We start from the raw sequence: 26,096 nt of genomic DNA on the forward strand, positions 1-26,096 counted from the left end.
ACAACCTACTGAGAGATCACAGCTAGCCGCCGGTCGCAGCGTTGATCCACTGCCGCAGCAGGTCGCGGTGCGCAGGGGAAATGGTCAGGAAGCGGAAGCCGGCCCAGGCCTGGCCCGGTGCGTGCGAGGGTTCGCTCCACAACAGGTGCGCGCCGATATCGATCTGCACGTCGCGGTCGGCGTGCGGTATCGCGAAGCGCAACTGGTACAGCGCGTCCTCGTGCAGCGGTGCCGAGGCGAGCAGCAGCATGCCGTGTTCGGAGACATTGCCGAGGCGGCCGACCACGGCGTCTTCCATCAGGTCCAGCACCGGCACCATGTCCGGAACCTGGAGGCGCGGCGATCGGCGAGCGTCTGCGCTCATGCGCCCTCCATGGCGTCGTCGTCGGCGGGAACGCCGGCCAGGGTGCGCAGCGCGCGCACCGCGGCCTGCCAGGCGCGGTCGATCAGGCGGGCGCGGTCCTCGCTGACGATGCGCGCCTGTCCCTGCGCCAGCAGCCGCGCCAATCCGTCGAGCGTGTGTTCGGCGGCCTTCTGCCCGCGCTGGTTGACGAACAACGCACGCTCGGTGATCGGGCTGTACCAGGACAGGCGTTGCCGCTTCAGGTCGCCTTGCTGGTTGACGACGAATTCGAACCAGGTGCCGAACGGCAGCGTGCGCAACCGCGCATACGCGGCCTGTTCGGCCTCGTTGCGCGGCGGCAGCGAGGGGCGCTCGCCGTCCTCGCCCTGCTCGCCGAGGCGGGTGCGCGCCTTCAGCCGCACGCTGAGTTCGGTGCGCGAGGTGGTGGCGTCGGTGCCGCCGGGCGTGGACAGGCGACGAGCGATGGCCTCGGCTTCCTGCTGGTGGTAGCCCACCTGCAGCAGCGCCTGGCCCACGCGCTCGGCCAGGGCGGCATCGGAGGCGCCCTCGCTGCGGCAGGTGACCTCGGCGATGCGCTCGGCCAGGCCGATGCGCTCGCGCCAGGTCTCCGAGTCCTCGCCCTGACGCAGCAGGGTCAGCACCAGCACGTCGGACCAGGCCTGCTGCAGCAGGGTCTGCACGAAACCCGGCGGTTGCCGGGCGCTGCACAGCGCCTCCAGGGTGGCGGTCGCGGTCTGCTTGGCCAGCTCCAGCCGTTCCTTGCCGCGCGCGGCCTCGACGTGCCGGCGCTCGGCGATCTCGGCCTTGTGCGCCAGGCTGCGCTGCTGCGCCTGGATCTCCTGGTGGGCCTGCTCGAAGACGGTCTCGTCGCCTTCGTACTCCTCGATCACGCGGTCCACGGCCTGGTTGAGCTTGAGCAGCAGCGTCGGATCGCTGTCCTCTTCGCCCAGCCAGGTGGCGCCGGATTCGGCGACGGCATTGAGCAGTTCCCGCGCCGGGTGCCGGCTGCGCGCGAAGAACGCCGGATCCTGCAGCGCGGCGCGCACCAGCGGCACCTGCAGGCGTTCCAGCAGCGCCGCGGCCGGCGCGTCGGGGCGTACCTCGCGCTCGATCTCGCCGTACAGCAGGCCGAGCAGGTCGAAGGTGTCGGCCTGCTGTGCTGCCAGGGTCGCCTGCGCGCCGTGGGTGGCGCGCAGCGCCTGCAACAAGGCGGTCTGCACGTCGCGCAGGTGGCGGCGTCCGCGCAGCCCGCCCAGGGTGCTGTGGGCCGGCGGCTGCGCCTGCAGTTCGCCCAAGGCCTCCAGCAGGCTGGCGGTCGGCACCGGGGCCGCACCGGCGGCGCTCGCCGGCCGCGCCGGGAGCGCGGCGGCACCGGCAGTCTCAGTCGTGGGCACCGCCGTGGCGGGCACGGCCTTGGCGCGCGCCGCGGTCAGCAACTGGCGCAGGGTGGCCAGGTCCGGGCCGCTGGCGGCCGGTTCCGCGGCGCCGGCTGCCGCGCCCGCTGGCGGCAGCGGTGCCGTCGCGGCAGGCCCCGGCGGCACGCCCATGGCGGGAGCGGCTTGACCAGGAGCGCTGGCGTTCCCGCGGGGGGCGCTGCCCGCAGCGTGCGGCACCGCGACGCCGGGCATGCGCGCCGCGCGCCGCGTGCCCGGGTCGACATTGGTGCTGCGCGCCACGTAGGGCAGATAGATCAGGCCGGGCAGCACCCCGGCGTGGGTCAGCAGGACATTGGCCCGTTCCACCATCTCGCCGTAGCGCGCCAGCACCTGCCGTTCGAAGGCGCGATACAGCGCCAATTGCGTGTCCAGGCCAAGGCCCAACGCTTCGCCGGCGGTGCGCAGCAGCCGGCACAGCGCGTGCGGTCCCAGCGGCAGTTGCTCGATCTCGAAGGCGGGCCGCGCCGCCAGCACGCCGAAGCGCTGGCCGAGCAACTGCAGCGGGATATTGCAGCGGATCGCCTCGCGGCGGGCGATCTCGTGCAGCACGATGTCGCGGTCGATATCCACGTCGGCGACCAGGGTCAGCATCTGCGTGGCACCTGCCTTGGCTACTCGCGGCGCAGCGGCCGTCGCCAAGGGGCTGCGGATCCTGGCAAGCCCGGCTTCCAGCTGCGCCTGGTAGAACGGCGCCAGGCGCCCGCGCTGCGTGCGCACGCGTTGCGCCTCCTGGAACAGGTCCTGTTGCACCTGGCCATTGCGGGCGCGCCCGGCCTGCTCGAGCAAGTCCTGCTCCAGCTCGTCCAGGGTCGCCTGCAGCGGCAGCTCCAGGGCCTGCCACAGCAGGCTGTTCAAGGCCTGCAGGATGTCGCGCACGCGCGCCGGCAGGGCGGCGCTGGCAAGCGTCGCTGGCGGGGCCGACATGGTCGCAGACAGGGGCATCCTGTGATCGCCGTTATACTTTTCTGCGCGGTATGTAGCACGATCCGCCGCCGCAACCAAGGCGGGCGGCGCGGCTCAGGGCAGGAACAGGGCGATCACGTCGTTGGTGAACCGCCGTCCCAGCTCGGTCGGGACCGCGTGGCCGGCGTCCACCCGCAGCCAGTCGCGGGCCTGCGCGGTGGCCAGGGCCGGGGCGATCGCCTGCAGCGGCAGGCCGGTGCGCGCGCTGAAGTCGCGCAGCGCGAAGCCGCCGTTGAGGCGCAGGGCGTTGAGCATGTACTCGAACGGGCGCCGCTCCGGCGCGATCCACTCGTCGCCGCCGATCGCCGCCGGCATCCCCGCCGCGTCCAGGAACGCCTGTGGATGCTTGTGCTTCCAGCGGCGCAGGATGTTCTGTTCGGCGCCGGAGCTGATCTTGCCGTGCGCGCCGGCACCGATGCCGAGATAGTCGCCGAAGGTCCAGTAGTTGAGGTTGTGCGCGCAGCGATAACCGGCGCGGGCGTAGGCGCTGACTTCGTACTGTGCGAAGCCGGCCTCGGCCAGCAGCGCCTGGCAGCGCTCCTGCATGTCCCAGGCGTCGTCGTCCTCGGGCATGCCCTGCGGCGGTCGCGCGGCGAACACGGTGTTCGGTTCCAGGGTGAGCTGGTAGTGGCTCAGGTGGGTCGGCTGCAGCGCCAGCGCCTGCGCGATGTCGCGCTCGGCCTCGGCCAGGGTCTGCTGCGGCAGCGCGTACATCAGGTCCAGGTTGACATTGGCATAGCCGGCGTCCTGCGCCAGCTTCACCGCACGCTCGGCCTCGGCGCCGTCGTGGATGCGGCCCAGCCGCTGCAGGGCCGCGTCGTCGAAGCTCTGGATGCCGAAGCTCAGGCGATTCACCCCGGCCGCCAGGTAGCGGTCGAAGCGGCCATGCTCGGCGGTGCCGGGGTTGGTCTCCAGGGTGATCTCCAGGCCCGGCGCGAAGCGCAGCCGGGCGCTGGCCGCCTGCAGGAAGCGATCGATCGCCTCGGGCGGAAACAGGCTGGGCGTACCGCCGCCGAAGAACACGCTGTTGACTACGCGGCCCCAGACCAGCGGCAGGTCCTGGTCCAGGTCGCGGATCAGCGCATCCACATAGGCGTCGAACGGCAGCGCGCCCTTGGCCGCATGCGAATTGAAATCGCAGTACGGGCATTTGCGCACGCACCAGGGCAGGTGCACGTAGAGCGACAGCGGTGGCGGCACCAGCGTCGGGGTGTCGGCGTGCGCGGACGGATCCGGGCAGGCGGTGCCGGGCGGATGCTGGCAATGGTCGTGGGCGTGCGGCATGGCGGGCGGGAATCTGGAAACGGAGATGCGGGCGGTGCGGGCGCCGGAGGGTTCAGGGCTTGGCGCAGCGGCGCAGGGCAGTCTGCGCGCGCCGCGGTGTCCTGACTGGCCCGGTGCCTGCGCGCGGTGCGGTCACTCGGCGGGATGCGCCGCAAGATGGTCCGCCAGGCGCTGCTTGAGCTGTTGCAGGGCGAGGGCGCGGTGGCTGATGCGGTTCTTCAGCGCCAGCGGCATCTCGGCGGCGGTCTGGCCGTGGTCCGGATCCAGGAACACCGGGTCGTAGCCATGCCCGCCGGTGCCGGCACGCGCATGCGCGATGCGGCCGCGCCAGCGCCCTTCCACCAGCAGCGGTTGCGGATCCTCGGCATGCCGCAGCAGCACCAGCACGCAGTAGAAATGCGCGCCGCGCTGCGCGTCGGGGACATCGCGCAGCGCGTCCAGCAGCTTGTCGATGTTGGCCTGCGCATTGCCGTGCTCGCCGGCGTAGCGCGCCGAATACAGGCCCGGCGCGCCGTGCAGCGCGTCCACGCAGATGCCGGAGTCGTCGGCCAGCGCCGGCAACCCAGTGATGTGGGCGGCGTGGCGCGCCTTGAGCAGCGCGTTCTCGACGAAGGTCAGGCCGGTCTCATCGGCATCGCTGACGCCGAGCGTGGATTGCGCGATCAACTCGACCCCCACGTCGTCGAGCAGGGCATGCAGTTCTTCGAGCTTGCCGGCGTTGCTGCTGGCCAGGACCAGTTTCATGCGGTGGGCTCCAGCAGATCCCAGGTGTTGCCGTACAGATCGCGGAACACCGCGACCGTGGCGTAGGGTTCGTGGCGAGGGGCTTCCAGGAATTCCACACCGGCGGCCAGCATCGCCGCATGGTCGCGCTGGAAGTCGTCGGTGTGCAGGAAGAAGCCGACGCGGCCCCCGGTCTGGTCGCCGATGCGGCTGCGCTGCGCGTCGTCGCTGGCGCGCGCCAGCAGCAGCGCCGCGCCGCGCGCATCGCCGGGCCCGACCACGACCCAGCGCTTGTGGCCCTGGTCCACGTCCTCCAGCACCTGGAAGCCCAGCTTGCCGGTGTACCAGGCGATGGCCTCGTCGTAGTCGGCCACCACCAGGGTGACCAGGGCCAGGCGCCGGTTCATTGCGCCAGGGCGGCGCGCTGTGCCGCCAGCAGTTCGCCGATGCCGCGCTCGGCCAGGCCGAGCAGCGCGTCCAGTTCGTCGCGGCGGAAGGCGTGGCCCTCGGCGGTGCCCTGCAGCTCGATGAAGCCGCCGCCATCGTTCATCACCACGTTCATGTCGGTGTCGCAGTCGCTGTCCTCGGCGTAGTCCAGGTCCAGCAACGGCACGCCGCGGTACACGCCGACCGAGACCGCGGCGACCGCGCCCAGCACTACCGGCTTCTTCAGGTCGCCGCGCTTCTGCAGCCAGTTCACCGCATCCACCAGCGCCACGTAGGCGCCGGTGATGGCGGCGGTGCGGGTACCGCCGTCGGCCTGCAGCACGTCGCAGTCCAGGGTGATGGTGCGCTCGCCCAGCGCCGTGCGGTCGACGCAGGCGCGCAGCGCGCGGCCGATCAGACGCTGGATCTCCAGCGTGCGTCCGCCCTGCTTGCCGCGCGCGGCTTCGCGATCGGAACGCGAGTGGGTGGCGCGCGGCAGCATGCCGTATTCGGCGGTGACCCAGCCTTCGCCCTTGCCGCGCAAGAAGCCCGGCACGCGGTTCTCGACGCTGGCGTTGCACAGCACGCGGGTGTCGCCGAAGCTGACCAGGACCGAGCCTTCGGCGTGGCGGGTGAAGGCGCGTTCGATGCGGACCGGGCGCAACTGATCGGCCGTGCGGCCGCTGGGACGGGAGAAGGACATGCAGGGGTTCCGGGAAGGGCGGGGCCGTGCGCGGCCTGTGACCGCGTCGGTGAGGCAGGAAAGGGCGCTAGGTTAACATTCGCCCCCTGTCCGCACCGGAACACCGCATGATCCGCAGCATGACCGCCTATGCCGGCGCCGAGCGCATCACTCCCTGGGGCACGCTGGGATGCGAGCTGCGCTCGGTCAACCACCGTTTCCTGGAAGTCGGCGTCCGCCTGCCGGAAGAACTGCGCGCGTTGGAGCCGCAACTGCGCGAACGCGTCGCCGCGCGGATCAGCCGCGGCAAGCTCGACCTGATGCTGCGCCTGCGCGCGCCGGAGGCAGCGCAGACCCTGGCGGTGAACGAGGCCCTGGTCGAGCAGCTGGGTGTGCTTGCGCAACGGCTGGGAATGCGTTTCCCGCAGATGCAGGTGCAGTTCGTCGACCTGCTGCAGCTGCCCGGCGTGCTGCAGGGGCAGACGGCCGATCCGGCGGCGCTGCAGGCGCAGGCGCTGGAACTGCTGGACGAGGTGTTGGCCGAGTTCGTCGCCGCGCGCGAGCGCGAGGGCGGCAAGCTGGCCGCGGCCATCGTCGAGCGCGTCGATGCGGTGGAACGCATCGCCGGCGAGGTGCGCACGCTGATCCCCGCCATCCGCGACGGCCAGCGCGCCAAGCTGGCGGCGCGCCTGGCCGATCTGCCGCATCCGGTCGATCCCGGCCGCGCCGAGCAGGAGCTGGTGCTGTGGCTGCAGAAGCTCGATGTGGACGAGGAACTGGACCGGCTCGGCAGCCACATCAAGGAACTGCGCCGCGTCCTGCGCCAGCCGGAACCGGCCGGCCGGCGCCTGGACTTCCTGCTGCAGGAGTTCAACCGCGAGGCCAACACCCTGGGCTCGAAGTCGGTGGACAGCCGCACCTCCAACGCCGCGGTGGAACTGAAGGTGCTGATCGACCAGATCCGCGAGCAGGTGCAGAACCTGGAATAGCCGGGATGGCGGGAGTCGAGATTGGGGATTGGGAAGGCGGATTCCGAGTGCCGGGCGGGTCACGTCCATACCGGGTAGCATATCGACCCCGTGGGTATCGGCCCGCGGCCCCGTTCGCGAATCCCGACTCCCCAATCCCGAATCCCTGACCCTATGCGCGGCACTCTCTACATCGTGGCGGCCCCCTCCGGCGCCGGCAAGAGCAGCATCGTCAACGCCACTCTGGCGCGCGACCCGCAGATCGCGCTGTCGATCTCGTTCACCTCGCGCGCGCCGCGGCCGGGCGAACGCCACGCGGAGCACTACCATTTCGTCTCCGCCGACGAGTTCCAGCGGATGATCGATGCCGGCGACTTCTTCGAGTACGCCCGCGTGCACGGCGACTGGAAGGGCACGGCGCGGCAGTCGGTGGAGCCGCAGCTGGCCGCCGGCCACGACGTGCTGCTGGAGATCGACTGGCAGGGCGCGCGCCAGGTGCGGGCCAAGGTGCCGGACGCGGTCAGCGTGTTCATCCTGCCGCCGTCGCGCGAGGCCCTGGAGCAGCGCATGCGCAAGCGCGGCCAGGACAGCGAGGCGGTGATCGCGCAGCGGCTGGCCGCCGCGCGCGAGGAGATGTCGCACTACGCCGACTTCGACTACGTGATCGTCAACGAGCATTTCGACACCGCGGTGGACGAGATGTGCGCGATCTTCGTCGCCAGCCGCCTGCGCCGGCCGCAGCAGCAGCAGCGCCATGCCGCGCTGATCGATACCCTCCTGCAGGAACAGCCAACTGGCTGATTCCAAAGGGAACTGAATGGGGTGGGGTTGATCTCGGGCGGTTGTCGCCCTACAATCCCCGCCCTTTCCCTCATTCGAACGCGTGGCCGCCGCCGGCCCGCCGGGAGCCCGCATGGCCCGCATCACCGTAGAAGATTGCCTGGAAGTCGTTAACAACCGTTTCGAACTGGTCATGATGGCGTCCAAGCGCGCCCGCCAGCTCGCCAACGGCGTGCAGGCCACCCTCGACAACACCGAGTCGGCCGACAAGCCGACCGTGCTGGCGCTGCGCGAGATCGCCGCGCGCAAGATCGACAACGCGCTGATCGACGAGGTCGAGAAGGCCGAGCGCGAGCGCGCCGAGCGTGAAGCCCTGGAATGGGCCGCGGCCGAAGTGGTGGCCGACGAGGACATGTCCAAGAACGACGACTGATCGCGTCCCGCGTCGCGATCGTCCTGCGAACAGCCCGCATCCGCGGGCTGTTTCGTTTTGCGGGTTTGCCGTCCACGCGCCGCTGGCATAGTCTTTCCGCATGAACCCAGGCCCTTCTGCCCAGGTCGCCCACGCCGCGCCATCGTCGGCCGACGAGGCGGTCCCCGACTACGTCCTGCAGCTCGAACGCAGCGCCAGCTATCTGCCGCCCGAGCAGATCCCGCTGCTGCGCCGCGCCTGGGAGGTCGGTGCGGCCGCGCACGCGGGGCAGACCCGCAAGTCCGGCGAGCCCTACATCACCCACCCGGTGGCGGTAGCCGGTGTACTGGCCGAGCTGGGCCTGGACGTGGAAGCGCTGATCGCCGCGATCCTGCACGACACCATCGAAGACACGCCGCTGACCCGCGCCGAGCTGGCCGCCGAGTTCGGCGAGGCGGTGGCGGAACTGGTCGACGGTGTCACCAAGCTGGACAAGCTCAAGTTCCGCGACCGCCAGGAAGCGGCCGCCGAGAGCTTCCGCAAGATGCTGCTGGCGATGTCGCGCGACCTGCGCGTGATCATGATCAAGCTCGCCGATCGCCTGCACAACATGCGCACGCTGGGCGCGCAGAGCGCCGAGGCGCGCAGCCGCATCGCCCGCGAGACCCTGGAGATCTACGCGCCGATCGCTCAGCGCCTGGGCATGAGCCTGATGAAGTCCGAGCTGCAGAACCTCGGCTTCCGCGCGCTGCATCCGTGGCGCCACGCGATCATCGAAAAACACATCCGCAGCCAGCCGGTGGTGCGCCGCGAATCGATGGCGCAGGTGGAAGTGCAGTTGTCGCAGCGCCTGGCCAAGGAAGGGCTGGAGCACCGGCTGGTGAGCCGGATCAAGACGCCGTGGAGCATCTACAACAAGATGCGCGACGAGAACAAATCCTTCGACCAGGTGATGGACGTGTTCGGCTTCCGGTTGGTGGTGCGCGGCGTGCCCGACTGCTACCACGCCCTCGGCGCGGTGCACGCCACCTTCAAGCCGCTGGATGCGCGCTTCCGCGACTTCATCGCCATACCCAAGGCCAACGGCTACCAGTCGCTGCATACGGTGCTGTTCGGGCCCTACGGCTCGCCGATCGAGGTGCAGATCCGCACCGAGGAAATGGACCTGATCGCCGAACGCGGCGTCGCCGCGCACTGGACCTACAAGTTCGGTGGCGACTCGCCCAACAGCGCGCAGAGCCGCGCGCATGCGTGGATCGTTGAGCTGATCGAATCGCAGCGCGCCGCCGGCTCGTCGCTGGAGTTCCTGGACAACGTCAAGGTCGACCTGTTCCCGGACGAGGTCTACCTGTTCACGCCCAAGGGCAAGATCCTGGCGCTGCCGCGCAATTCCACCGCGCTGGACTTCGCCTATGCGGTGCACACCGACGTCGGCAACCGCGCGGTCGCCTCGCGCGTGGACAAGAAGCTGGTGCCGCTGCGCACCAAGCTGGTCAGCGGACAGACGGTGGAAGTGATCACCGCGCGCTCGGCCACGCCCAAGCCGCAGTGGCTGGAGTTCGTGGTCAGCAGCAAGGCGCGCACCGCGATCCGCCACCAGCTCAAGCAGCTCGAACACGAGGACGCGGTGCAGCTCGGCCATCGCATGCTCGATCGCGCGCTGGAGGCGATGGACAGCTCGCTGGAGCGACTGCCCAAGGGGCGCCTGGATTCGTTCCTCAGCGAGCATCGCTATCCGCGCCTGGAAGCGCTGCTGGCCGACGTGGCGTTGGGCAACTGGATGCCCAACCAGGCCGCGCAGGCGCTGATGGCGTATGCCGAACTGCGCGGCGGCGGGCATTCCAAGCACTCGCAGGAAAAGATCCTGATCAACGGCACCGAGCGCGGCGTGGTCAGCTTCGCCAATTGCTGCCAGCCGATTCCTGGCGACGAGATCATGGGCTACCACACCGCCGGCAAGGGCATCGTGGTGCATCGCCTGGACTGTCCGAACCTGGCCGAACTGCGCAAGTCGCCCGAGCGCTGGGTGCCGATCGGCTGGGATACCAGCGTCATCGGCGACTACGACACCGCGCTGGTGGTGGACGTGGAGAACCGCACCGGCGTGCTGGCGCAGCTGGCCGCGGCGATCGCGCAGAGCCAGTCCAACATCGAGCGCGTCGACTACCTGGACCGCGACTTCAACGCCGCGGTGCTGCGCTTCAACATCCAGGTGCGCGACCGTAACCACCTGGCCGAAGTGATGCGCCGGCTGCGGCGCTTGAATGCGGTGCAGAGCGTGCGCCGCCAGTAGGCGGTGCCGGGCGGAATGGGTCGGGAGTTCTTGTGGGAGGGACTTCAGTCCCGACGCGTGATGGTGTCGGGCGGCTTTCTGCTTCACTCGTCGCGGCTGAAGCCGCTCCCACAAGGAATGGACTGGGGCTTCGTGCCAGTGCACGTGATCGGGCATCGTCCGCGCCGCCTGCCAACGCGGCTGCATGACGGTCGACGCCTGCGAAAGAACGCTTGGTCGCGATCCTGTCTCGGTCATGCTCCCCAATCCCCAATCCCCAGCCGCGCACGCCAGCTAAACTAGGCGGACATTCTTCCAACGGAGTCGCCATGTCCCGCCAGATCATCCATACCGACCGTGCACCGGCCGCGATCGGCCCGTATTCGCAGGCCGTGCGCGCCGGCAACACCGTGTACTTCTCCGGGCAGATCCCGCTGGATCCGGCCACCGGCGAGATCGTCGCCGGCGACATCGCCGCTCAGGCGCGCCGCGCGTTCGACAACCTGCAGGCGGTGGCCGAGGCGGCCGGCGGCTCGCTGGATCGCATCGTGCGCCTGGGGCTGTACCTCACCGACCTGGCGCAGTTCGCGCAGGTCAATGCGGTGATGCAGGACTACTTCCAGGCGCCGTTCCCCGCGCGTTCCACCATCGAAGTCTCGGCGCTGCCCAAGGGCGCGGGCTTCGAAGTGGACGCGGTGATGGTGCTGGACTGATCTCCCGCCGTGCCGCGCGTGCAGGTTCCGGCGCCGGCGCTGTCGGCGGCAGGCGAGGTGCCGCTGACCACGCTGCCCGGCGTCGGTCCCAAGCTGGCGGAGAAATTCGCCGCGCGCGGTCTGTCCACCCTGCAGGACCTGTGGCTGCACCTGCCGCTGCGCTATGAGGACCGCACCCGCCTGACCACGGTGGCGGCGCTGCAGCCGGGCGTGCCGGCGCAGGTCGAGGGGCGGGTGCAGGCGGTGGACCGCGGCTTCCGCTACCGGCCGATGCTGCGCGTGGCAGTGGCCGATGAGTCGCGCGGCACCCTGGTGCTGCGCTTCTTCCAGTTCCGTGCCGCGCAGGCGGCGCAGTTCGCGGTCGGCGCGCGCTTGCGCGCCTTCGGCACGCCCAAGCCGGGCCAGCACGGGCTGGAGTTCGTGCATCCCAGCTACCAGATCCTCGGTGAGGGCGACGATGCGGCGCTGGGCGATCGCCTGGATCCGGTGTACCCGGCGGTGGAGGGCGTCGGTCCGGCGACCGTGCGCCGGCTGATCGGCCAGGCGCTGGACCGGCTGCCGGAGGAGGCGGCACTGGAACTGCTGCCGGCGTCGCTGCTGAGCGAACTTGGCCTGCCGTCGCTGCGCAGTGCGTTGCTGGTCGCGCACCGGCCGCCGCCGCAGGCCGACCTGGCCGCGCTCGCCGCCGGCCTGCATCCGGCGCAGCAGCGCCTGGCGCTGGAGGAACTGCTCGCGCATCACCTGAGCCTGCGCCGCCAGCGCATCGCCATGCAGTGCCAGTCGGCGCCGTCGCTGCGCGGCCGCGGGCTGCTGGCCAAGCGCCTGCAGCAGTCGCTGCCGTTCCAACTGACCGGCGCACAGCAACGCGTGTTCGCGCAGATCCGCACCGACCTGGAGCGGCCGGCGCCGATGCTGCGGCTGGTGCAGGGCGACGTCGGCAGCGGCAAGACCGTGGTCGCCGCGCTGGCGGCGATGCTGGCGGTGGACAAGCGCAAGCAGGCGGCGCTGGCCGCGCCCACGGAACTGCTCGCCGAACAGCATCTGGCCAACCTGCGCGGTTGGCTGGAGCCGCTGGGCGTGCGCGTGGCCTGGCTGGCCGGCAAGGTCACCGGCAAGGCGCGCAGCGCGACCCTGGCGCAGATCGCCTCGGGCGAGGCGCAGGTGGTGGTCGGCACGCACGCGCTGATGCAGGAGGCGGTGCGCTTTTACGACCTGGCCCTGGCCATCGTCGACGAGCAGCACCGCTTCGGCGTGCACCAGCGCCTGGCGTTGCGCGACAAGGGCGCTTCCGGCGCGGGCGTGCCGCATCAACTGGTGATGACCGCCACGCCGATCCCGCGCACCCTGGCGATGGCCGCCTATGCCGATCTGGACGTCTCCTCGATCGACGAACTGCCGCCGGGGCGCACCCCGGTGCAGACCATCGTGCTCAACGCCGAGCGCCGTCCCGAGCTGGTGCAGCGCATCCGCGTGGCCTGCGCCGAAGGCCGCCAGGCCTACTGGGTCTGCACCCTGATCGAAGAGGCCGAGGACAACGAGAAGTCCGCGCAGGGCGGCGGTGCCGGCAACCGGCTCGAGGCCAGCGCCGCGCAGGCCACCTTCGAAGCGTTGTCGGCGCAGTTGCCGGAACTGCGCGTGGGCCTGGTCCACGGACGCATGAAGCCGGCGGAGAAGCAGGCGGCGATGCGCGCGTTCAAGCAGGGCGAGATCGACCTGCTGGTGGCCACCACCGTCATCGAGGTCGGCGTGGACGTGCCCAATGCCTCGCTGATGATCATCGAGAACGCCGAACGCCTGGGCCTGGCGCAGCTGCACCAGTTGCGCGGGCGGGTCGGGCGCGGCGCGGCGGCGTCGAGCTGCGTGCTCATGTACCAGGCGCCGCTGTCGGCGATGGCGCGGCAGCGTCTGGAAACCATGCGCCAGACCAACGACGGCTTCGTCATCGCCGAGAAGGATCTGGAACTGCGCGGTCCCGGCGAACTGCTCGGCACCCGCCAGACCGGCCTGGCCGCGTTCCGCGTAGCCGACCTGGCCCGCGACGCCGGCCTGCTGCCGCGCGTGCACGCGCTGGCCGACCGGTTGCTGGAGGAAGCGCCGGTCCTGGCCGACCGCATCGTCGCGCGCTGGGTCGGTGGGGCGGTGCGGTTCGCTGGGGCGTGATGGGGCCGGGATTCGGCATTGGGGATGACCAGCCATTCGGCTGTTGAAAGCGGGGATTCGTAAAAAGCGGCCGCCCCTACGACAAACAGCGGTGGCGTTGCTTTTGCGAATCCCTAATCCCCAATCCCCAATCCCGGCTTCTTCCCATGCCTGCCCCGCGGTGCCAGACTCGGCGGCCGTATGCACGAGCGAACCGACGCATGAGCGACAAGATTCCCCTGTTGATCGATACCGACCCCGGCGTGGACGACGCGCTGGCGCTGCTGATGGCCTTCGCCGATCCGCGCCACGAGGTGGTCGGGCTGACCATCGCCGCCGGTAACGTCGGCCTGCGCCACACCGTGCGCAACGCGCTGAAACTGTGCGAAGTGGCCGGGCGCGAGGATGTGCCGGTGTTCGCCGGCTGCGCCGATCCGCTGCTGCACCCGTCGGTGGACGCCGGGCACGTGCACGGTCAGGACGGTTTCGGCGACGTCGACCTGCCGCCGGCCGCGCGCGGCGCCGAGGCCGAGCATGCCGCGCTGGCGATCCTGCGCCTGTCGCACCAGTACGCCGGGCGCCTGCTGCTGGTCGCGCTGGGGCCGCTGACCAACATCGCGCTGGCGCTGAAGCTGGACCCGACCCTTCCGCAGCGCGTCGGCCGCTTCCTGGTGATGGGCGGGGCGATCACCTGCCACGGCAACATCACCCCGGCCGCCGAGTTCAACATCGCCTTCGATCCGGAGGCGGCGCACATCGTGTTCAAGGCGTTCCCGCACATCGAAGTGGCGGATTGGGAAGCGACCGTGGCGCACGGCCTGCCGCACCGCGAGGTCGAGCAGTGGCTGGCGGTGGATGCGCCCAAGGCGCGCTTCTACGAGCTGATCTCGCGCAAGACCCGGCTGTGGTCGGAAGACGCACGCGGCGAGCACTGGTACGCCGCCGATGCGCTGGCGATGGCTTGGGCGCTGCAGCCCGACGGCGCCCAGGAGGTGCAGTCGCGGCCGATGCAGATCGAGCTGTCCGGGGTGCACACCCGCGGCGCCACCCTGGTCGACTGGAACCGCCAGCTGGGCCTGCCGGACAACGCGACCATGCTCATCCGCTACGACCATGCCCGCTTTCTGGGCCTGGCCCGCGCGGCGGTCGGCGCCGGCTGAGCCTGGCGGTCCCTGCCTGCACATGCTTCAGAGCCCAGGGCGGCGGCTGGCGACTACACGTAACGTGTGAATTACACGTTGCGTGTAGGGCAGGAGGGCTGTTATAGTTTCCCTCTTGTCCAGCAGCCACCTACGGTGCGAGCCCATGAAGGCCGACATCCATCCCCAGTACCGCGACGTCGTGTTCCACGATGTCACCTCCGATTTCAAGATCCTGACCCGTTCGACCATGTCCTCGAAAGAGACGGTCAAGTGGGAGGACGGCGAAGAGTATCCGCTGATCAAGGTCGAAATCTCCTCGGCTTCGCACCCGTTCTACACGGGCAAGCACAAGGTCATCGACACCAGCGGCCGCATCGACAAGTTCCAGAAGCGCTACGCGCGCTGATCGGAACCGTCGAACGGATGTAAAGCGACGGCCGCTTGCGCGGCCGTTTTGCTATTCGCCACATCCTGTCTTCCCGGCGTTGACGCGCCGGTGTCATCCTTCCGTGAAAGTGCGGCGAGGATGCAACGCTGTGTCGCTTTCCTGCCGCCATCGTGCAACGCGGGTGGTGAGCGACGACGCAAATGCTGCTGTGCGATAATGGCGCGATCCGTGGCGATTGCCGTGGACTTCCTTCACGCGTCTGTTCGCAACGTAATCGGACAGGCGCCTTCCATCGAGGAGCGCACACTGTGTCCGATCTTGATCAGGTCACGTTGAACGCCGGCGACAAGTCGGTCGTTCTTCCGGTACTCAAGCCCACCCTGGGCAACGATTGCGTCGACATCTCCAAGTTGACCAAGGAGACCGGTCTCTTCACCTACGACTCGGGCTTCACCGCGACCGCCAGCTGCAAGTCGGCGATCACCTACATCGACGGCGACAACGGCGTGCTGCTGTATCGCGGCTACCCGATCGAGCAGTTGGCCGAGAAGTCCAACTTCCTCGAAGTGGCCTACCTGCTGATGAACGGCGAGCTGCCCACCGCCGACGAATTCAAGAAGTTCGACCACGAAGTGACGCATCACACGATGATGCACGAGTCGCTGAAGAACTTCCTCGGCGGCTTCCGCCACGACGCGCACCCGATGGCGATGCTCGCCGGTAGCGTGGCCTCGCTGTCGGCGTTCTACCACGACACCCTCGACCTCAACGATCCGGAGCAGCGCCGCCTGGCCGCGATCCGTCTGATCGCCAAGGTGCCGACCATCGCCGCCGCCGCCTACCGCTACTCCATCGGTTGGCCGATCCGTTACCCGCGCAACAACCTCGGCTACGTCGAGCGCTTCCTGCACATGATGTTCGAGGTGCCGAGCGAGCAACTGCAGATGAATCCGGTCGTGGCCAAGGCCCTGGACCTGCTGTTCATCCTGCACGCCGACCACGAGCAGAACGCCTCGACCTCGACCGTGCGTCTGGTCGGTTCCACCGGCGCCAACCCGTACGCCTCGGTCGCCGCCGGCATCACCGCGCTGTGGGGCCCGGCGCATGGCGGCGCCAACGAAGCCGTGCTGAAGATGCTGGAAGAGATCGGCACCGCCGACAATGTCGAGAGCGCCGTGGCCAAGGCCAAGGACAAGAACTCGAGCTTCCGCCTGATGGGCTTCGGCCACCGCGTGTACAAGAACTTCGACCCGCGCGCGAAGATCATCCGCGAGATGACCCACAAGGTGCTGGGCGAGCTGGGCGTCAACGACCCGCTGCTGGAAGTGGCGCTGAAGCTGGAAGAGGCCGCGCTGAAGGACGACTACTTCGTGCAGCGCAAGCTGTACCCGAACGTCGACTTCTACTCGGGCATCATCTACAAGGCGCTGAACATTCCGGTGGAGATGTTCACCGTGATGTTCGCCATTGCCCGTACCGCCGGCTGGGTCTCGCATTGGCTGGAGCAGCAGGTCGACCCGGAAATGAAGATCGGCCGTCCGCGCCAGATCTACACCGGCTACGACAAGCGCGACTACACCAGCGCCGACAAGCGCTGATCGATCGCCTCATGGCATCAGGAACGCCCCGCTTCGCGGGGCGTTTTTGTTTGCGCGGTCGAAGCGGGGAATGGCTGACATCCGCCTCCTCGCGCGCGCCACGCGCATGCGAGGTGCCACGGCGCCCGCCGCAGCCGACGCGCTGTGCGTTGCCGCTCAGCCGTACCGGTAGTCGGCGATGTCCTGCTCGGTCAGCAGTTGCCGCAGTTGCGGCATCGAGGCGCGGCGCATCGGCTTCTCGTCCACCTGCGACAGCGGTGCCTGGCGCAGCGCGTCGTAGGGCAGCACGGTCAGGTCGAAGGTCAGCTCCTCGGCGGTGAACAGCCACACCGGGAAGTCCTCGCTACGCTCGCGGTCCAGGCGCAGGCGGCGGCTGCGCAGTTCGGCCGGGATCCGGTGTTCTTCGAGAAAACGTGCCACCGCCTCGGTGTCGTCGCTGTGCAGGTGCAGTTGCACCGGACTGTTGGCGTCGGCGGTACCGTCGTGCACCGGTCCGGCCAGGCGTGGCGCGAAGGCGTGCAGGAAGTCCATCGCGCGCAGCGCCGCCTCGCGGCGCCGGCGCAGTTCGCCGGCATGGTCGGGGCCGGCGAACAGCCGCTGGTATTCGCGCAGGGCGTCCTCGATCTCGCTGTTGCGCGGCAGCGAGGCGTCGTCGTGGATGCCGAGCCGGTCGGCGGCCTTGAGTTTGGCCTGGTGGAAATCGCGGATGCCGCCTTCGGCCATCAGCCGGGCGGCTTCATGCGCCAGCCGGCGGCGGCGTTCGTGCGTGCGGGTCCGGGCGTGTTGCCGAGCGTGGTGCATGGTGCGCCTCCCCTCAAAGCCTGCCCCGACTGTACCGCAGCCTTGCGAAATTCGGGTGTAGCCGGCGCCGCTGCCTGAGGCGGCGTCCGCCGGGCGAGGCGCGCCCGGCGGGAACTGCCCCGGCGAGCGCCGGGGCGGGGGAACGCGACGCGATCAGAAGATGTCGAATGCCGCGTCGTCGGTCTTCTGGTCCTGCAGGCTTTCGTCGAACTGCTGGATGCGGTCCATGTCCTCGGTCTTGACCCATTCCGTGGCGCCGTTGAGGCTGACCTGGACCATGCCGCCCGGCGGATCGTTGCGGGCGATCGGCTGATCCTTCAGCGCGACCCGCATGTAGTCGATCCAGATCGGCAGCGCCGCCTTGCCGCCGTATTCGCGGTAGCCGAGCGAGCGGTAGTCGTCGCGACCGACCCACACGGTGGTCACGTACGGGCCGCCGAAGCCGGAGAACCAGGCGTCGCGATGGTCGTTGGTCGAGCCGGTCTTGCCGCCCACGTCCTCGCGGCCTAGCACCTTGGCGGCGGTGCCGGTGCCGCGCTGGACCACGTCGCGCATCATCGACACCAATTGATAGGCGGTGCGCTCGTCGATCGCGCGCGGCGCCACCTTGGCCTCGGGGTCGGCGGGCTTCTCGGCGGCAGCCGCCGTGGCCGCGGGCTCTGCCGGCTTGGCCGCCGGCGGCGGCGTGGCCGCGCCGAAGTTGAAGCCGTCCACGACCTGGCTGACCGGTGCGGCGTTGCCGCCGACGCTGCCGCAACTGCGGCAGGCGGTCAGCGGATGTTCCTGGAACAGGACATTGCCGTCGCGGTCGGTGACCTTGTCGATGATCCAGGTGTTGACCAGCGAGCCGCCGTTGGCGAACACGGTGTACCCGCGCGCCACCGACAGCGGAGTCAGCGAGGCGGTGCCCAGCGACATCGACAGGTTCGGCGGCAACTCGGCTTCCTGGAAGCCGAACTGGCTGATGTACTTGCGCGCGAAGTCCACGCCGATGGCGTCCAGCAGGCGCACCGAGACCAGGTTGCGCGACTGCACCAGCGCCTCGCGCAGGCGCATCGGGCCGCGGAAGCCGCCGCCGTCGTTCTGCGGCGACCAGGTCTTGCCGCGGCGGTCGCGGAACACCACCGGTGCGTCAAGCACGATCGAGGCCGGGTTGAAGCCCTTCTCGAACGAGGCCGCGTACAGGAACGGCTTGAAGCTGGAGCCTGGCTGGCGGCGCGCCTGGGTGGCGCGGTTGAACTTGTTGCCGGCGTAGCTGAAGCCGCCGACCATGGCGCGCAGCGCGCCGTTGTTGGCGTCCAGCGACACCAGCGCGGCCTGGCCGCGCGGGATCTGGGTGATCTCCCATTCGCCCGGCTTGTCGCCTTCCTGGATGCGCACCAGGTCGCCGCGCTTGAGCAGGGTGGCGGGGCTGCGCCCGGTCCAGCGGCTGGCGGCCACCGGCAGCACCAGCTCGGTCTTGTTGGCGAGCACCACGGTGGCGCTGCCGTCGCTGCCGGTGCCGGCGACGATGCTGGGCAGCATCCCGCCTTGCGCGTAGATGCCGCTCAGATGGCTGGCCAGCGCCGCCGCATCGGCAGTGGCGGGGACGTCGAAGTGCTTCTCGACGCCATGCCAGCCATGGCGACGATCGTAGACGACCAGGCCCTGGCGCACCGCATGGTTGGCGGCAGCCTGCAGGGTCGCATCGATACTGGTGTAGACGTGGTAGCCCTTGTCCAGCACGTCGCCGCCGAAGCGCGCGATCATTTCCTGGCGCACCAGCTCGGCCACGTACGGGGCCTCGACCTCGACCGGGCGCTCGTGCGGCGCGGCGTGCATCGGCACCGCCTTGGCCGCCTCGGCCTCGGCCGGGGTGATGAAGCCCAGCGCGGCCATGCGGCTGAGCACATAGTTGTCGCGGCGCTGCTTGGCGCGCTCGGGGTTGCTGATCGGGTTGCCGCTGGAGGGGAACTTGGGGATGCCGGCCAGCGAGGCCATCTCGTCCAGGCTCAGCTCGTTGAGCTTCTTGCCGTAGTAGTACTCGGCGGCGGCGGCGACGCCGTAGGCGCGGTTGCCGAAGAAGCTCTTGTTGAGATACAGCTCGAAGATCTCGTCCTTGGTCAGCTCGGCCTCGATCTTGCGCGCCAGCAGGATCTCCGCCAGCTTGCGGGTATAGCTGTATTCCGAGCTCAGGAAGAACTGGCGGGCCACCTGCTGGGTGATGGTGGAGCCGCCCGGCACGCGCTTGTCGTTGGTGGTGGCCAGTAGCCACACCGCGCGCGCGATGCCCTTGTAGTCGACCCCGCCATGCTCATAGAACCGGGCATCCTCGGTGGCAAGGAAGGCCTGCTTCAGCCGCTCCGGCACGTCCTTCATGGTGATGGGGTAGCGCCGGGTCTCGCCGAACAGCGCCATCAGCTTGCCGTCGCTGGAGTAGACGTACATCGGCTCCTGCAGTTCGACCTTGCGCAGGGTCTGCACGTCCGGGAGCTTGGAGGAGACGACGTAGTACAGCCCGCCTGCCACGGCGGCGCCGACCAGGCCAAGGAGGACGAACAAGACCAGCGCCCAGCGCAGCCAACGACGAAAACGGGGCATCGCGAGAGATTCCGATTGCAGATTTCTTGGGCGCAGAGTATAGAGTACGCCGGGGAACGGCTGGGGCCGGTTCCGGGGATGCGACGGGTTTGCTGCCGCAGGTCATGCCGTGACACGGATCGCGACATGCAACCGGGCGGTTGCCAATTGCAAAAAATTTGTTATTAATGCGCTGGCGCAACATTGGCGTCCAAGTGCCCGCCGGCAGGGGAAAATCCGTGGGGCTTATCCCAAAGAGTCAGCAGCCGCTGATCGGCATCGACATCAGCTCGACCGCGGTCAAGCTGCTGCAGCTTTCGCGTAACGGCAACCGGTTCCGGGTCGAGCATTACGCCGTCGAACCCTTGCCGCCCAATGCCGTGGTCGAGAAGAACATCGTCGAGGTCGAGGCGGTGGGCGAGGCGATCCGCCGCGCCGTGACCCGGTCCGGTACCCGCGCCAAGCATGCCGCGGCCGCCGTGGCCGGTTCGGCGGTGATCACCAAGGTGATCCCGATGCCGGCCGAGCTGGACGAGAGCGAGCTGGAAGCCCAGGTGGAGTTGGAGGCGGTGAACTACATCCCGTACCCGATCGACGAAGTGAACCTGGATTTCGAGGTCCTGGGCGTCATCCCCAACAACCCCGAGATGGTGCAGGTGCTGCTGGCCGCCTCGCGCTCGGAGAACGTGGAGCTGCGCCAGTCGGCCCTGGAGCTGGGCGGGCTGGTGGCCAAGGTGATGGACGTGGAGGCCTTCGCGGTCGAGAACGCCTTCGCGCTGGTGGCCAGCGAGCTGCCGGTGGCCGCCGACGGCATCGTCGCCCTGGTCGACATCGGCGCCACCATGACCACCCTCAATGTCCTGCGTGGCGGGCGCAGCCTGTACAGCCGCGAGCAGGTGTTCGGCGGCAAGCAGCTGACCGACGAAGTGATGCGCCGCTACGGCCTGACCTACGAGGAAGCCGGCATGGCCAAGCGCCAAGGCGGGCTGCCGGAAAGCTACGAGGTCGAGGTGCTGGAGCCGTTCAAGGAAGCCACGGTGCAGCAGATCAGCCGCCTGCTGCAGTTCTTCTATGCCGGCAGCGAATTCAACCGCGTCGACCATATCGTCCTGGCCGGCGGCTGCGCCGCCCTGGCCGGATTGCCGGAGATGGTGGAGGAGCAACTGGGCGTGGCCACGGTGGTCGCCAACCCGTTGGCGCAGATGACCCTGGGGCCGAAGGTGCAGGCGCATGCGCTGGCCCAGGACGCGCCGGCGCTGATGATCGCCACCGGCCTGGCGCTGAGGAGCTTCGACTGATGGCGAAGATCAATCTGCTGCCCTGGCGGGCGGAACGGCGCAAGCAGCGCGAACGCGAGTTCTATTCGATGCTTGGCCTGGCCGCGTTCGCCGGGGTGCTGCTGGCGGGGCTGATCTGGTTCTACTACGACCTGCAGATCAGCGGCCAGAACGAGCGCAACGCGTATCTGCAGGCCGAGATCGAGAAGGTCCAGGCGCAGAACAAGGAAATCGACACCCTCGACGAGAAGAAGCGCCGCCTGCTGGCGCGCAAGCAGGTGATCGAGGAACTGCAGGCCAAGCGTTCGCAGATGGTGCACCTGTTCGACTCGCTGGTGCGGACCATTCCCGACGGCGTGGTGCTGACCTCGGTGAAGCAGGAAGGCGACATGCTGACCCTGGAGGGCCGCTCGCAGTCCAACGCGCGGGTCAGTACCTACATGCGCAACCTCGAGGGCTCGGGCTGGATGACCAATCCGGAGCTGACGGTGATCGAGGCCAAGGCCCAGGAGAAGGAAGCCAAGGGTCCGATCGTCGATACCAAGGCGCTGCCGTACGTGTTCACGCTGCGGGTCAAGCTGCCGGTGCCGGGCGAGAGCACCGATCCGGCCGCCGCCGGGACGGCACCTGCGGGTTCCGCTGCGCCCGGAACACCTGGCGCAGCGCCCGCGGGCGGCGCGCCTGGCACGCCGCCTGCGCAGGCTCCGGGCGCTCCTGCGCCTGCACCTGCCGCGGGCAGCCCTGCCGCACCGGCGCCGGCCACCGCGCCGGCACCCGCCGCCACGCCAGCGAAACAGGGACCGGCGTCATGAGCAAGAAATTCAACATCAAAGAGCTGGATTTCAACAACATCGGCAATTGGCCGCAGCAGGCCAAGATCGTGTTCTGCGTGCTGGTGACCCTGTTCATCCTGACCCTGTCCTGGTTCCTGCTGATCAGCAGCAAGAGCGACGAGTTGCAGGCGCTGGAGCAGAAGGAAACCGAACTGCGCGCCTCCTTCGAGAAGGAGCAGAGCCGTGCGGTGAACCTGCAGCCGCTGAAGCAGCAACTGGTGCAGATGGAGCAGGTGCTGCAGCAGATGCTGCGGCAGCTGCCGAGCAAGACCGAGATGCCCGACCTGATCATCGACATCTCGCAGACCGCGCTGTCCAGCGGCCTGACCAACGAGTTGTTCCAGCCGGGCCCGGAGTCGCCGAAGGAGTTCTACGCGGAGAAGCCGATCGCCCTGCGCATGGTCGGCAGCTACCACCAGTTCGGCGCCTTCGTCAGTGGCGTGGCCTCGCTGCCGCGGGTGGTGATCCTGACCATGCACGACATCAACTTGAAGCCGCGCGACAAGAGCAACGGCATCACCGCGCGCGGCGAGCTGGAGCTGTCCGGTACGGTCAAGACCTATCGCTACCTGGACGACAAGGAAATGGCCGACCAGGAACAGGCCGCGGCGGCCGCGAAGAAGGCAGGCAAGCAAGGCGGTGGCGCATGAGCCGACGGCATCGGGTGGTCAGGATTCTCGTTGCGGGCGCGCTGGCGCTGGTGCTTGGCGCTTGCGGCCGCACCATCACCAGCACGCCGGGCGATGCGCCGAATCTGGAGAACTGGGTGAAGGAAGTGCGCGCGCGACCGGCGCAGCCGCTGGAGCCGTTGCCGGTGATGCAGCAGTTCGAAACCTTCGAGTATGCGGCGCAGGGCCTGCGCGATCCGTTCAGCGATGCCTGGGCCAGTCCCGACGGCAGCAGCGGCCTGCGCCCGGACCCGAACCGCCGCAAGGAACCGCTGGAACAGTTCCCGCTGGACAGCCTCAACATGGTCGGCACGCTGGGCAGCGGCGCGGGCCAGGTGGCGCTGGTGATGGCGCCGGACAAGGTGACCTACCGCGTGCGTCCGGGCGTGTACATGGGGCAGAGCGATGGCCGCGTGACCGGGGTGCACGAGGATCGCATCGATTTGATTGAACTGGTGCCGGATGGCGCCGGCGGCTGGCTGGAACGTCCCGCCTCCGTCGCGCTGGACGATCAATGATTGATTATGGGGATAGCACGATGACTTTTTCCAAAGCCCTGAGCCTGCGCCCCATCCGGCGCCACGCGACGATGCGGCTATGCGCGTTGGGGTTGGCGGCGATGCTCGGGAATGCGGTCGTCGCCAGCGCGGCGCCGCCCGCCGCGCCTGTTGCCGCGTCTCCCGCACCTGCGGCGGCGCCGGCCAAGCTCACGGTTTCGAAGATCGACTTCAAGCGCGGCGACGGCGGTGCGGGGCGGCTGATCCTGTCCTTCAACGGCACCGGCGCCAGCCCGGACCTGCGCACCCAGGGCAACAGCGTGGTGGTCGATGTCGGCAACGCCACGCTGCCGCCGGAGTTGCAGCGCCCGCTCAACGTCACCGACTTCGCCACGCCGGTGCAGCGCATCGATGCCAAGCCCTATGCGGGCGGCGCCGAGCTGGTGCTGAACACCAATGGCGCGTTCGAATCGCTGGCCTACCAGTCCGGCAACGAGTACGTGGTCGAGATCACCCCGCGCGCAGCCGCGCCGGCGGTGGGCGCGGTCACCGCGACCACGGTCAGCCAGGCCGCCGCGCAGGTGGCGGCCCGCGGCTACAGCGGCAAGCCGGTGACCTTCAACTTCCAGGACGTGCCGGTGCGCACGGTGCTGCAGTTGATCGCCGAGGAGTCCAATCTCAATATCGTCGCCTCCGACACTGTGCAGGGCAGCGTCACCCTGCGCCTGGTCAATGTGCCCTGGGACCAGGCGCTGGACATTGTGCTGCGCGCCAAGGGCCTGGACAAGCGCCGCGACGGCAAGGTGATCTGGGTCGCGCCGCAGCAGGAGCTGGCCAAGTTCGAGCAGGACAAGGAAGACGCGCGCATCGCGATCGAGAACCGCGAGGACCTGATCACCGACTACGTGCAGATCAACTATCACAGCGCCACGGCGATCTTCAAGGCGCTGACCGAGGCCAAGGGGATCGGCGGCGGTAGCGGTGGTGGCAGTGGCGGCGCGGGTGGCAGCGGCAACAGCCAGAACGACAATGGCTTCCTGTCGCCGCGCGGGCGCCTCGTCGCCGACGAGCGCACCAACACGCTGATGATCAGCGACATCCCGAAGAAGGTCGCGCAGATGCGCGAGCTGATCAACGTGATCGACCGCCCGGTCGACCAGGTGCTGATCGAGGGCCGCATCGTCATCGCCACCGATACCTTCGCACGCGATCTGGGCGCGCGCTTCGGCATTGCCGGCCGCAGGCAGTACGGCGGCAATACCGGCGTGGTGAGTGGCAACCTGGCCAACAACACGTCGATCATCAACAACAGCGTGCACAACATCCCGAGCGGGCTGAACTTCAACATGCCCGCCGGCACCTTCACCAATGGCACGCCCGGCGCCATCGCGTACACCTTGCTGGGCGCCAATTTCTCGCTGGACATGGAGTTGTCGGCGCTGCAGGAAGAAGGCCGTGGCGAGGTGATCTCCAACCCGCGCATCGTGACCTCCAACCAGCGCGAGGCCGTGATCAAGCAGGGTAAGGAAATCGGCTACGTCACCATCACCGGCGGTACCGGCGGCACCGCCGCCACCCCGAACGTGCAGTTCAAGGACGTGCTGCTGGAGCTGAAGGTGACGCCGACGATCACCGACGACAATCGCATCTTCTTGAACATGAACGTCAAGAAGGATGAAGTGGAGCGCTTCGTCACCCTGCAGAACTACGGCACCGTGCCGGAAATCAATCGCCGCGAGATCAATACCGCGGTGCTGGTCGACGACGGACAGACCGTGGTGATCGGCGGCGTCTACGAATTCACGGATCGCAGCAGTATCTCCAAGGTGCCGTTCCTGGGCGACGTCCCGTTCTTGGGCAATCTGTTCAAGCAGCGCGGCCGCAGCAAGAGCAAGGCAGAGCTGCTGATCTTCGTGACCCCGAAGGTGATGCGCGTGGCCAAGCGCGCGGGCTGATCGGCGCGGGCAAGGCGGGAAATCTTCGACGGGAGAGGCGCAAGCCTCTCCCGTCGGCGTTTGCGCCCATCGATGAGGAAATCCTGAATTCGCAGCACGCGGCGTCCGCCGTGCGCGGAACCATTTTCACCGGCGATCGGTCAGACTGCACAAATGAACACTCCATCCCCGACCCTCGATTCCCCGCCGGCCGCGCCCGAGCAGCAGCGCCTGCACGCCGCGTTCGTCGCCCTGCGCGACGGCCTGTCCCAGACCATCGTCGGCCAGTCGGCGCTGGTGGAGCGCCTGCTGATCGCGCTGCTCGCCGATGGCCATCTGCTGGTCGAAGGCGCGCCCGGCCTGGCCAAGACCACCGCGATCCGCGCCCTGGCCTCGCGCCTGGAAGCGGATTTCGCCCGCGTCCAGTTCACCCCCGACCTGCTCCCGGCCGACCTTACCGGCACCGAGGTGTGGCGCCCGCAGGAGAGCCGCTTCGAGTTCCTGCCCGGGCCGATCTTCCACCCGATCCTGCTCGCCGACGAAATCAATCGTGCGCCGGCCAAGGTGCAATCGGCCCTGCTCGAGGCGATGGGCGAGCGCCAGGTCACCGTCGGCCGGCACACCTATGCGCTGCCGAAGCTGTTCCTGGTGATGGCGACACAGAACCCGATCGAGCAGGAGGGCACCTTCCCGCTGCCGGAGGCGCAGCTGGACCGCTTCCTCATGCATGTGCGGATCGGCTACCCGGAAGCGGCCGCGGAGGCGGAGATCCTGCGGCTGGCGCGCGAGCGCGCCCGCGAGACGCTGGAGGCCGGCGAGGCGCCGCCGCCGCGCATGCCGCTGGAAGACGTATTCGCGGCACGCCGTGCGGTGCTGGCGCTGCACATGGCACCGCCGCTGGAGCGCTATCTGATCGAACTGGTGCTGGCCTCGCGCGATGCCAGCGGCTACGACGCCGCGTTGGCGCGGCGCATCGCCTGGGGCGCGAGTCCGCGCGGTTCGATCGCATTGGAGCGGTGCGCCCGCGCCCGCGCCTGGCTGGCCGGACGCGACTTCGTCACGCCCGACGACGTGCGCGCGGTCGCCGCCGATGTGCTGCGCCACCGCGTGCTGCCCAGCTACGAAGCCACGGCCGAAGGCTGGGACGGCGATCGTCTGGTCGCCGCCCTGCTGGACAAGGTGCCGCCGCCGTGACCGGACGCCGCCAGGTACGGCTGTTGCCCGCCGCCCGCCTCCG

General features: G+C 69.1%; 23 protein-coding genes. 15 read left to right on the forward strand and 8 right to left on the reverse strand.

What is annotated here, in order from left to right; translation table 11 throughout:
* Positions 1 to 22: 22 nt before the first annotated feature.
* The 6 genes from CEK66_RS04790 to rph form a co-directional block, all read right to left on the reverse strand.
* The gene (locus CEK66_RS04790; protein WP_026143711.1) at positions 23 to 364 is read right to left on the reverse strand and encodes a PilZ domain-containing protein; all 342 of its coding nucleotides are present in this window, start codon (positions 362 to 364) and stop codon (positions 23 to 25) included.
* Positions 361 to 2,724, reverse strand: a complete 2,364-nt coding sequence (locus tag CEK66_RS04795; protein WP_226978494.1) for a DUF1631 domain-containing protein — start codon at positions 2,722 to 2,724, stop codon at positions 361 to 363. Before CEK66_RS04795 ends, CEK66_RS04790 begins: the two co-directional genes overlap by 4 nt.
* A 93-nt stretch (positions 2,725 to 2,817) precedes the next feature.
* Positions 2,818 to 4,047: a radical SAM family heme chaperone HemW gene (hemW, locus tag CEK66_RS04800; RefSeq protein WP_152236116.1), complete on the reverse strand. Its 1,230-nt coding sequence runs from the start codon at positions 4,045 to 4,047 to the stop codon at positions 2,818 to 2,820.
* A gap of 132 nt (positions 4,048 to 4,179) precedes the next feature.
* A complete protein-coding gene (gene rdgB / locus CEK66_RS04805) occupies positions 4,180 to 4,791 on the reverse strand; it encodes an RdgB/HAM1 family non-canonical purine NTP pyrophosphatase (RefSeq protein ID WP_152236117.1) in 612 nt (203 codons plus the stop codon).
* Positions 4,788 to 5,177: a VOC family protein gene (locus CEK66_RS04810; RefSeq protein ID WP_152236118.1), complete on the reverse strand. Its 390-nt coding sequence runs from the start codon at positions 5,175 to 5,177 to the stop codon at positions 4,788 to 4,790. The genes rdgB and CEK66_RS04810 overlap by 4 nt, the downstream gene beginning before the upstream one ends.
* Positions 5,174 to 5,899: a ribonuclease PH gene (gene rph, locus CEK66_RS04815; protein ID WP_152236119.1), complete on the reverse strand. Its 726-nt coding sequence runs from the start codon at positions 5,897 to 5,899 to the stop codon at positions 5,174 to 5,176. Before rph ends, CEK66_RS04810 begins: the two co-directional genes overlap by 4 nt.
* A 107-nt stretch (positions 5,900 to 6,006) precedes the next feature.
* Here rph and CEK66_RS04820 point away from each other — a divergent pair, with 107 nt between their 5' ends.
* From CEK66_RS04820 to CEK66_RS04860, 9 genes are all read left to right on the forward strand, one after another.
* Positions 6,007 to 6,867: a YicC/YloC family endoribonuclease gene (locus CEK66_RS04820; RefSeq protein ID WP_152236120.1), complete on the forward strand. Its 861-nt coding sequence runs from the start codon at positions 6,007 to 6,009 to the stop codon at positions 6,865 to 6,867.
* A gap of 153 nt (positions 6,868 to 7,020) precedes the next feature.
* Entirely contained in the window at positions 7,021 to 7,647 is a 627-nt protein-coding gene (gene gmk, locus CEK66_RS04825; RefSeq protein ID WP_017909850.1) for a guanylate kinase, read from the forward strand.
* Between the two features lie 112 nt (positions 7,648 to 7,759).
* Complete coding sequence (gene rpoZ, locus CEK66_RS04830; RefSeq protein ID WP_010343101.1) at positions 7,760 to 8,059, forward strand: DNA-directed RNA polymerase subunit omega; 300 nt, start codon at positions 7,760 to 7,762, stop codon at positions 8,057 to 8,059.
* A gap of 100 nt (positions 8,060 to 8,159) precedes the next feature.
* Positions 8,160 to 10,331, forward strand: coding sequence for a bifunctional (p)ppGpp synthetase/guanosine-3',5'-bis(diphosphate) 3'-pyrophosphohydrolase (locus tag CEK66_RS04835; protein WP_017909851.1), 2,172 nt, complete (start codon positions 8,160 to 8,162; stop codon positions 10,329 to 10,331).
* Positions 10,332 to 10,639: 308 nt separating this feature from the next.
* Entirely contained in the window at positions 10,640 to 11,023 is a 384-nt protein-coding gene (locus CEK66_RS04840; protein ID WP_010341827.1) for a RidA family protein, read from the forward strand.
* Between the two features lie 9 nt (positions 11,024 to 11,032).
* Entirely contained in the window at positions 11,033 to 13,183 is a 2,151-nt protein-coding gene (gene recG / locus CEK66_RS04845; protein ID WP_152236121.1) for an ATP-dependent DNA helicase RecG, read from the forward strand.
* Between the two features lie 200 nt (positions 13,184 to 13,383).
* The gene (locus CEK66_RS04850; protein ID WP_152236122.1) at positions 13,384 to 14,322 is read left to right on the forward strand and encodes a nucleoside hydrolase; all 939 of its coding nucleotides are present in this window, start codon (positions 13,384 to 13,386) and stop codon (positions 14,320 to 14,322) included.
* A gap of 145 nt (positions 14,323 to 14,467) precedes the next feature.
* Positions 14,468 to 14,710: a type B 50S ribosomal protein L31 gene (locus CEK66_RS04855; RefSeq protein ID WP_010341537.1), complete on the forward strand. Its 243-nt coding sequence runs from the start codon at positions 14,468 to 14,470 to the stop codon at positions 14,708 to 14,710.
* A gap of 290 nt (positions 14,711 to 15,000) precedes the next feature.
* Positions 15,001 to 16,290, forward strand: a complete 1,290-nt coding sequence (locus tag CEK66_RS04860) for a citrate synthase (RefSeq protein ID WP_152236123.1) — start codon at positions 15,001 to 15,003, stop codon at positions 16,288 to 16,290.
* Between the two features lie 156 nt (positions 16,291 to 16,446).
* Here CEK66_RS04860 and CEK66_RS04865 read toward each other — a convergent pair whose 3' ends face one another.
* Positions 16,447 to 17,091: a hypothetical protein gene (locus CEK66_RS04865; RefSeq protein ID WP_152236124.1), complete on the reverse strand. Its 645-nt coding sequence runs from the start codon at positions 17,089 to 17,091 to the stop codon at positions 16,447 to 16,449.
* A gap of 153 nt (positions 17,092 to 17,244) precedes the next feature.
* On the reverse strand, positions 17,245 to 19,671 hold the full coding sequence (locus CEK66_RS04870) for a penicillin-binding protein 1A (protein WP_152236125.1): 2,427 nt from the start codon (positions 19,669 to 19,671) through the stop codon (positions 17,245 to 17,247).
* Positions 19,672 to 19,889: 218 nt separating this feature from the next.
* Here CEK66_RS04870 and CEK66_RS04875 point away from each other — a divergent pair, with 218 nt between their 5' ends.
* From CEK66_RS04875 to CEK66_RS04900, 6 genes are all read left to right on the forward strand, one after another.
* Entirely contained in the window at positions 19,890 to 20,948 is a 1,059-nt protein-coding gene (locus CEK66_RS04875) for a pilus assembly protein PilM (RefSeq protein WP_017908825.1), read from the forward strand.
* Positions 20,948 to 21,739: a PilN domain-containing protein gene (locus CEK66_RS04880; protein WP_148830005.1), complete on the forward strand. Its 792-nt coding sequence runs from the start codon at positions 20,948 to 20,950 to the stop codon at positions 21,737 to 21,739. Before CEK66_RS04875 ends, CEK66_RS04880 begins: the two co-directional genes overlap by 1 nt.
* Positions 21,736 to 22,410 carry a type 4a pilus biogenesis protein PilO gene (locus CEK66_RS04885; RefSeq protein ID WP_017914107.1) on the forward strand — a complete coding sequence of 225 codons (675 nt, stop codon included), beginning with the start codon at positions 21,736 to 21,738 and terminating at the stop codon, positions 22,408 to 22,410. The genes CEK66_RS04880 and CEK66_RS04885 overlap by 4 nt, the downstream gene beginning before the upstream one ends.
* Positions 22,407 to 22,946, forward strand: a complete 540-nt coding sequence (locus tag CEK66_RS04890) for a pilus assembly protein PilP (RefSeq protein ID WP_152181019.1) — start codon at positions 22,407 to 22,409, stop codon at positions 22,944 to 22,946. Before CEK66_RS04885 ends, CEK66_RS04890 begins: the two co-directional genes overlap by 4 nt.
* Positions 22,947 to 22,966: 20 nt before the next feature.
* Positions 22,967 to 24,880, forward strand: coding sequence for a type IV pilus secretin PilQ family protein (locus tag CEK66_RS04895; protein ID WP_152236126.1), 1,914 nt, complete (start codon positions 22,967 to 22,969; stop codon positions 24,878 to 24,880).
* 153 nt (positions 24,881 to 25,033) lie between these two features.
* On the forward strand, positions 25,034 to 26,053 hold the full coding sequence (locus CEK66_RS04900) for a MoxR family ATPase (RefSeq protein WP_017914104.1): 1,020 nt from the start codon (positions 25,034 to 25,036) through the stop codon (positions 26,051 to 26,053).
* The last annotated feature ends 43 nt before the right edge of the window (positions 26,054 to 26,096 follow it).

It is taken from the genome of Xanthomonas sp. LMG 12460 (assembly GCF_009192895.1).
Taxonomy (GTDB): Bacteria; Pseudomonadota; Gammaproteobacteria; order Xanthomonadales; family Xanthomonadaceae; genus Xanthomonas_A; species Xanthomonas_A sontii.

What these genes read in the sequence shown, in the direction of transcription:
- CEK66_RS04840 (WP_010341827.1), top strand. Translation starts at nt 10,640, where the DNA reads ATGTCCCGCCAGATCATCCATACCGACCGTGCACCGGCCGCGATCGGC.
- CEK66_RS04865 (WP_152236124.1), bottom strand. Translation starts at nt 17,091, where the DNA reads ATGCACCACGCTCGGCAACACGCCCGGACCCGCACGCACGAACGCCGC.
- CEK66_RS04820 (WP_152236120.1), top strand. Translation starts at nt 6,007, where the DNA reads ATGATCCGCAGCATGACCGCCTATGCCGGCGCCGAGCGCATCACTCCC.
- gmk (WP_017909850.1), top strand. Translation starts at nt 7,021, where the DNA reads ATGCGCGGCACTCTCTACATCGTGGCGGCCCCCTCCGGCGCCGGCAAG.
- CEK66_RS04880 (WP_148830005.1), top strand. Translation starts at nt 20,948, where the DNA reads ATGGCGAAGATCAATCTGCTGCCCTGGCGGGCGGAACGGCGCAAGCAG.
- CEK66_RS04810 (WP_152236118.1), bottom strand. Translation starts at nt 5,177, where the DNA reads ATGAACCGGCGCCTGGCCCTGGTCACCCTGGTGGTGGCCGACTACGAC.
- CEK66_RS04900 (WP_017914104.1), top strand. Translation starts at nt 25,034, where the DNA reads ATGAACACTCCATCCCCGACCCTCGATTCCCCGCCGGCCGCGCCCGAG.
- rdgB (WP_152236117.1), bottom strand. Translation starts at nt 4,791, where the DNA reads ATGAAACTGGTCCTGGCCAGCAGCAACGCCGGCAAGCTCGAAGAACTG.
- CEK66_RS04870 (WP_152236125.1), bottom strand. Translation starts at nt 19,671, where the DNA reads ATGCCCCGTTTTCGTCGTTGGCTGCGCTGGGCGCTGGTCTTGTTCGTC.
- CEK66_RS04890 (WP_152181019.1), top strand. Translation starts at nt 22,407, where the DNA reads ATGAGCCGACGGCATCGGGTGGTCAGGATTCTCGTTGCGGGCGCGCTG.
- CEK66_RS04790 (WP_026143711.1), bottom strand. Translation starts at nt 364, where the DNA reads ATGAGCGCAGACGCTCGCCGATCGCCGCGCCTCCAGGTTCCGGACATG.
- CEK66_RS04885 (WP_017914107.1), top strand. Translation starts at nt 21,736, where the DNA reads ATGAGCAAGAAATTCAACATCAAAGAGCTGGATTTCAACAACATCGGC.
- CEK66_RS04835 (WP_017909851.1), top strand. Translation starts at nt 8,160, where the DNA reads ATGAACCCAGGCCCTTCTGCCCAGGTCGCCCACGCCGCGCCATCGTCG.
- CEK66_RS04850 (WP_152236122.1), top strand. Translation starts at nt 13,384, where the DNA reads ATGAGCGACAAGATTCCCCTGTTGATCGATACCGACCCCGGCGTGGAC.
- CEK66_RS04895 (WP_152236126.1), top strand. Translation starts at nt 22,967, where the DNA reads ATGACTTTTTCCAAAGCCCTGAGCCTGCGCCCCATCCGGCGCCACGCG.
- CEK66_RS04795 (WP_226978494.1), bottom strand. Translation starts at nt 2,724, where the DNA reads ATGTCGGCCCCGCCAGCGACGCTTGCCAGCGCCGCCCTGCCGGCGCGC.
- CEK66_RS04855 (WP_010341537.1), top strand. Translation starts at nt 14,468, where the DNA reads ATGAAGGCCGACATCCATCCCCAGTACCGCGACGTCGTGTTCCACGAT.
- hemW (WP_152236116.1), bottom strand. Translation starts at nt 4,047, where the DNA reads ATGCCGCACGCCCACGACCATTGCCAGCATCCGCCCGGCACCGCCTGC.
- rph (WP_152236119.1), bottom strand. Translation starts at nt 5,899, where the DNA reads ATGTCCTTCTCCCGTCCCAGCGGCCGCACGGCCGATCAGTTGCGCCCG.
- rpoZ (WP_010343101.1), top strand. Translation starts at nt 7,760, where the DNA reads ATGGCCCGCATCACCGTAGAAGATTGCCTGGAAGTCGTTAACAACCGT.